Origin of the sequence: Flammeovirga aprica JL-4 (assembly GCF_012844305.1) — a bacterium.
In the GTDB taxonomy this organism is placed as follows: Bacteria; Bacteroidota; Bacteroidia; order Cytophagales; family Flammeovirgaceae; genus Flammeovirga; species Flammeovirga aprica.
The window spans coordinates 1-6,830 of record NZ_JABANE010000199.1 but is presented as its reverse complement, the minus strand read 5'-3'; the positions used below and the strand labels follow the sequence as shown (position 1 = coordinate 6,830).

The following is a 6,830-nucleotide window of genomic DNA, read 5'->3' as shown; positions in this document are numbered from 1 at the left end:
AATGAAGGAGTTTATATACCCTTTACCGATGAAATTCAGGTTTAGTTTTGCTTGGAAAAACTTATTGAAGGAATTTTTATAAAATTGTACTAAATAATAAGGATTTTATTTGGATTAACCATAAGAGAAGTCATGGGCTAGTGATATTGACTCCAACAACACTAAAGTGTTGTCTTCGTTGCCAACCTTCAAGACTTTAGTCTTGATTAGGTTGCCTTATCACCTGCCCATAGTTTTAACTATGGTGCAAGAAACACTCGATTACTTTTGTCCTAGTACCTAACTTCTATTTCTAAAATAAGTATCTTGAGTAATTTGATTCAACAGTACTTTTGATTCAACATGATCAAACATCATCGACTTTGGAAGGCTTCCAAAAAGAGGAGTACCGCCACCCAATAAGATCGGAAGTGTAGAAATGATCATCTCGTCAATTAAATCTTCTTTCAAGAAGTTCTGCACTGTGATACCTCCATCAATATACAATTGATAAAATCCTTCAGCATGAAGATCATTAATTAACTCATGCAAAGGACCGTTGACTATAATTGCCTTATCTTCAAATTCTTCCGGAACCTCTTTTAAAGTATTGGATAAAACAAATACAGGTTTTGAGTAAGGCCATTCACCTCCCATATTACAAACCATCGTAAATGTATTTCGTCCCATGATCAAACCATCAATTCTTTCCATTAAAGGATGAAGTCCAACATCTTCATGGTTAGGATTGGGTACACTGTTTAGCCAATCTAGCTCTCCTTCTGGGCCAGCGATGTAACCATCTAAACTTTTTGCAATAAATACGATATTTCTAGTTTCCATTATTCTTTTCTCTTGTTATAAAGGCTAAATTAAAAATGGATTATCTATAGAAAAATAACAGGGGTCAACACCATAAAAAAAGAGTTAAAGATAGAGAACATTTATTTTAGTTCTTCACCCTTAACTCTTAATCTTTTATTCAAAAAGCGATGCTCTATTAAACGCCTTCCGCTACTACTTCTTTCACTTGAGGAACCATTCTTTTCAATAAGTTCTCAATGCTCATTTTAAGTGTGAAAGTTGAAGAAGGGCAACCAGAACATGCACCTTGAAGTAATACTTTTACAATACCAGTTTCCTCATCAAAAGAGTGGAATTTGATAGCACCACCATCCATTTCAACGGCTGGCTTGATGTACTCATCTAAAACACCTCTGATTTTCTTGATTGCTTCAGACTCGGCCTTTTCTACGATAGTTTCATCAATATTCTCGAAGATTGGCTTTTCAGCTTCGAAATACTCCAATAAGAACTCTTTGAACTTAGGAATGATTTCGATCCAGTCAGTGCTTCCCTCCTTTTTAGTAATTGTGATAAAATTACTCATGTAGAAGATACGCTCTACTTCCTCAAACTTTTCGAAAAGCTCTTTTGCTAGAGGAGAAACCTCTGCTTCTTCGATGCTTGGGAAATCATAGCTCTCACCACCTTTCAATAACATAAAACTCAACATGAATTTCATGGAATTCGGGTTAGGGTTCGCTTCTGTATATATCGTTATATTTTGCTTTGGACGTCCTGCTTGTTGTGTTGAATTTTCCATCGTGATTGATTTTTTTTATGATCAAATATATTTTGTGTGTAATCACAATATTTGGCAAAACAAACATTTAGCAGATTCTTATCAAAAGAAATAGGGAAAACAAACAGCTTTTTCAGTCAAAATTAACAATTTGACCTCCAAAAAGAGGAAATATATTGAATTAGTGACATGATTTCATAATTCTGAAACAAGTTTGTAACTTTGTCCTTGATTATGAGTTATTCTTGTAATCGAAAACGAAAACGAGAAATTAAATGATAGAACTACCAGTAATCTCTTCGGAGAAAAAAGAAAAGCCTCAACGTAGGCCGGATTGGTTGCGTGTAAAACTACCTATCGGGAAGGAATATGCTAAAGTGCGTAAATTGGTAGATCAGCATAAGTTGAATACTATTTGCCAAAGCGGTAACTGCCCGAACATGGGGGAATGCTGGGGTGAAGGTACAGCTACTTTCATGATTTTAGGAAATATATGTACTCGTGGATGTTCTTTCTGTGCAGTAGCAACAGGTAGACCAACCGAATACGATGCAGAAGAGCCCAAACGTGTTGCGGATGCCATCCACAAAATGCAGGTAAAGCATGCCGTAATTACTTCTGTAAACAGAGATGAGCTAAAAGACAGAGGTGCTGAAATTTGGTACCAAACTGTAGTAGAAACAAAAAAGCTCAATCCGGAAACAACTATCGAAACGCTAATCCCTGATACAAGAAAAAACTGGGATGCGTTGTATAGAATGATGGAAGGTGGTCAGGAAGTGATTTCACACAACATGGAAACTGTGAAAGAACTTTACAGAGCCGTTCGTCCTCAAGCAAAATACGATCGTTCTTTAGAGCATATCAAAAGAATTGTGGATGCTGGCCGTCGTGCTAAAACAGGTATCATGCTTGGTTTAGGTGAAACAGACGAGATGGTATTCAGAATCATGGACGACCTTGCAGAAAGAGGTTTGCATGTAATGACTTTAGGTCAATACTTACAGCCTACTAAAATGCACCATGAGGTAATTGAGTACATCCACCCAGACAAGTTTGAGATGTACAGAGAAGAAGGTTTAAAAAGAGGTATCAAATACGTTGAGTCGAGCCCATTAGTACGTTCATCATACCATGCTGAGCGTCACGTAAATGTGCCGATTTAATTCAAATGACATAAACTTTTTCACAATGGCTTTGTTATATTCGATTTAACAAAGCCATTATTTTTACCCTTATGGAAAAATATACAAAACAACAGTTGGCGTTGAGAAACGGTCAGGACAAAGAGGAGATCTGGGTCGCTTTTGAAGGGAAAATCTATGATATGACCAAATCAAGATTATGGAGAGATGGAAAGCACTATCAGCACTGGGCAGGGCAAGATCTGACACCAGAAATGAAAGATGCCCCTCATACTGCTTTTGTTTTCGACAAATTTGAGCCAATCGCAGAATTGGAAGACTAAAATGACTAAACTAACAAAACTTCATGCTCACCTCTTCTTGATGGGCGCGTCTGTAATTTATGGATGCAATTTTGTGATTTCTAAGTTGGCCATGCCTGCTTATATCACACCCTACGCTTTTATCTTTCTTAGAATAACAGGCGCAGCCATTCTCTTTACGCTCCTGCACCAATTTACAGTAAAGGAAAAAATCAAGGACAAGAAAGATCTTCCAAGGTTTTTAGCAGCGGCTATTTTTGGAGCCTGTATTAACCAATTATTATTCTTCGATGGTTTGTCTCAGACAAGTCCCATCAATGCTTCTATTATTGTAGTTTCTTCTCCCGTAATAGTGCTTACACTATCTTTTATTTTCTTAAAAGAGAAAGTGACACCCCTTAAAATCACAGGAATTGCTATGGGTTTCATCGGGGCAATTATGATGATTGGTCTCAACGGAGTGGCTTTTCATTCAGGATCAATGAAAGGTGATTTTATGGTCTTTGTCAATGCCGCTTTTTACAGTGTTTACCTTGTTGTTTCAAAACCTCTTTTAGCCAAATATCACCCGTTTACAGTGATGAAGTGGGTATTTGTAATGGCTGTACCTTTTGTTACCCTAGCCACTTGGTCGGACGTACAAGCTACAGATTGGGAAGTTATTCCAACATCTATTTGGATCGCAATCTCTTATGTGGTGGTCTGTACATCTTTCCTCGCTTATTTATTTTATGCTTTGGCAATGCGAGTAGTTAATGCATCAACAGCTAGTTTCTATATTTATTTCCAACCAATGGTTACAACAATTGTGGCTGTATTGGTTTTGGATGAATCTATTAAGGTTGTACAAGTGATTGCAGCCACATTGATTTTTGTGGGGGTATATTTGATTTCTTTGAGAACGAAATAGTTTATATTAAGTTGTTTGTGGTTTTATTCTAGTTAATAAAATATAACACCTCTTTACTTGTGGTGGCAAAAAGAGCTTAAAAGGGTCTAAATAATAAACGCTAAAGAAATATTTAATCATCTTAAGTTTAAACTCAAACAACATTACGTGAAAGCGTAAAGGTAACTTTCAAAATTAAAATTATTATTACTCTTGTGTGACCAAGTATTATACTTGAGGTAGATTTTATAAACTTCTGAGGTAAATAGCAAAAGCTATTGTTTCAAATATAATTAACTATCAAAATGTAAATATTCCGTGATAATTAAAAGGGGGTATTTAGTAAACAGCTAACTAATGTTTAAAATAATTCAATTTATATTATTTACTTTAATAGCAACGAATTTTTTATACGCTCAATCCACGTTTGAGGGGAAAGTAGTAAATATTGAAAATGCTCCTATTGAATATGCCAATATTGTATTGCTAAATGAGTCAGATAGTTCAATTGTAAATGGAACATTTTCTGATTCTACTGGTTTTTTTAAAGTATCAAGTAATCTACCGAATGTAATTTTGCAGGTAAGTTCAGTAGGTTACCTTACAAAGACCATGAAAGTTGATAATACGCACAACCTTGGAGAGCTAGTATTGTCTTTTGATCAAAAATTGAAGGAAGTAGTTGTAAGAGATCAGAATATTTTTGAGAAAAAAGAAGATAAATTTATTTTCCATGTGAGTGATTCTCCTTTAGAAAAAGAAAGTTCATCTATTGAGATGTTACAGAAAATACCTATGATATGGGTAGATCATAACAATCAAATTTTATTAAGGCAAGAAGCTGTAACTATTCTTATAAATGGTCGAAGATTAAACTTAAAAGGAGATGCTTTAAGCGAATATTTAAATAGTCTATTGACGAAGGATATAGATAGGGTTGAGATCCAAACTAATAATTCAGCAGAAAACGATGGGGATATAACAGGTAGTGTTATTAATATAGTATTGAAAAAAGAAAGTGCTGGTTATAATCTAAATTTAAAAACGTATTATAGTACATATTTTAATAATTTGTATGATTTAAATAACTCTATGTCATTTAATTATGCAAAAAGTAAATGGCAGTTTTATTTTACACTTGGTCTAGTAAACGAATTAGGTAAAGAAGATTATAAATCTAACTTTTTGATTAAAGAATCTTTAGAAAATCAAACTACTGAAGGTTATTATGATCATAAGATTAATAATAATGTTAATAGCAGACTTGGTACAATTTTTAAAATTTCACCTAAACAAGAAGCTGGTTTAGAATTTTATATTAAGGATGATAATTTAGGACTAAATAATAACAATAATCTTTTAATTTCTGATGTTAATAATATTCCAAAAGTGGAAGGGAAAACCTATTCTACTTATGATATTTCGACTCAGATGGTAGATTTCATATTGAACTATAGTTTCAAGTTAGACACCTTGGGAAGCAAAGTTACATTCGTTGGTGATTATATAAATCATACATATAATAATGATTTATTTAATTCATCGGAGTATGACTCGCCTGAATATGATGGTGTAGAAGACCTGAATAAGTCCAATAATTTAACTGAAATGTATTCCATTCAATCTGATTTGAATAAAAAGTTTATAAGCGGATTAAACCTTTTAGTAGGTATAAAACATCTTTCGACTTTAAGAGATAATGTTTTAGATTCCAAGACTGTTATTGATGGACAATTTGTGCCTAATGAAAGAACTAACCATTCTAAAAATAAGGAATACATTAATTCTGCATATACTTCTATTAGTTATTCTTTAGGAGAGAATTATATAAAAATTGGATTACGAGGTGAACATACACAATTTGAAAACAATGATCTGACCAATAGTTCAAAGGTAAATGGTAGTTATTTGACATGGCTTCCTTCTATATATTATTCTAGCAAGCTAAAGAACGACATATCTATTTCATTGAGTTATTCTAAAAGGTTGACAAGACCTTCCTTTAGAATATTAAATAATAACGTGAACAAGATTAATGATTATAGATATGATATTGGAAATCCTAACTTAACACCTGAATTGCTAGATAAGTATGAGTTTACTCTCTCGAAAAGAAATCATAATTTATCTTTTTACTTTAATCACAAAAAAGATGTAATTACAGGGTTGTGGAGTATGGAAAATGATATTGCTGTTCATCAAAATGTGAATAATGGGACTACCCAGCAGTATGGTGTAGAATATAATTACAACAAAAAAATTACGGAGTGGTGGAAAATAAAACTGATAGGAGAACTTTTCGAAAGAAAAATAGTTAATCAAAACCTCAATCAAGCTACAGCATTTTTCTATATGTACAATGGCTTTTCATTGAATAAAACAATGTCTATTGACCTTTTTGGAAATTACATGTCCCCCTTTTTAAGCGGAACTTATTTTAATGCTGAAAACTACTCTTTAAATCTTATTATCAAGAAATCTTTTCTTAATAATAAGCTTAATACAAGACTCTATCTTACTGATATTTTGAATTCAATTAGAGTTAGGAATGAATCTGAATTTCAAGATTCATACTTTGATTTCTATCAGAAAAAGAACACAAGAAGTATTGTATTATGGCTAAGTTATACTATTAACTCCAAGAACAAATCATCAAAGAAAAAACGTAACATTTCGAATAATCAGAATAAACATAGATTATAATGGCTGAAACCGAAAAGCCAGCAATGAGTAGGCCGTAACCAAATCATTTAATTAGGGAACCTTGGTAAATACTTAATCTACTAACAATGAGTTATTTACTTGTTCTAAAATGTAAAAAAGACCCCGAAAAATGTCGAATTAGGCTTTTTTCGGGGTTTTAACTTGCATAAATTTGAGTTCCAACAAAAAATCTATTACAAGTCTGACTCAAATATAACATGCAATTC

At 33.1% G+C, this 6,830-nt stretch carries 6 protein-coding genes; 4 read left to right on the top strand and 2 right to left on the bottom strand.

Annotated features, from left to right (window positions below; all coding sequences use genetic code 11):
• Positions 1 to 279: 279 nt before the first annotated feature.
• Complete coding sequence (locus HHU12_RS32530) at positions 280 to 822, bottom strand: dihydrofolate reductase family protein (protein WP_169660904.1); 543 nt, start codon at positions 820 to 822, stop codon at positions 280 to 282.
• 157 nt (positions 823 to 979) lie between these two features.
• Positions 980 to 1,585, bottom strand: a complete 606-nt coding sequence (locus tag HHU12_RS32525; RefSeq protein ID WP_062620029.1) for a NifU family protein — start codon at positions 1,583 to 1,585, stop codon at positions 980 to 982.
• Between the two features lie 254 nt (positions 1,586 to 1,839).
• Here HHU12_RS32525 and lipA point away from each other — a divergent pair, with 254 nt between their 5' ends.
• From lipA to HHU12_RS32505, 4 genes are all read left to right on the top strand, one after another.
• A complete protein-coding gene (gene lipA / locus HHU12_RS32520) occupies positions 1,840 to 2,730 on the top strand; it encodes a lipoyl synthase (RefSeq protein WP_044207577.1) in 891 nt (296 codons plus the stop codon).
• Positions 2,731 to 2,801: 71 nt separating this feature from the next.
• The gene (locus HHU12_RS32515; protein WP_062619681.1) at positions 2,802 to 3,032 is read left to right on the top strand and encodes a cytochrome b5 domain-containing protein; all 231 of its coding nucleotides are present in this window, start codon (positions 2,802 to 2,804) and stop codon (positions 3,030 to 3,032) included.
• Position 3,033: 1 nt separating this feature from the next.
• Positions 3,034 to 3,921 (top strand): DMT family transporter, encoded by an 888-nt coding sequence (locus HHU12_RS32510; protein WP_169660903.1) that lies wholly within the window; start codon positions 3,034 to 3,036, stop codon positions 3,919 to 3,921.
• A gap of 336 nt (positions 3,922 to 4,257) precedes the next feature.
• On the top strand, positions 4,258 to 6,603 hold the full coding sequence (locus tag HHU12_RS32505) for an outer membrane beta-barrel family protein (protein WP_169660902.1): 2,346 nt from the start codon (positions 4,258 to 4,260) through the stop codon (positions 6,601 to 6,603).
• Positions 6,604 to 6,830 lie beyond the last annotated feature (227 nt).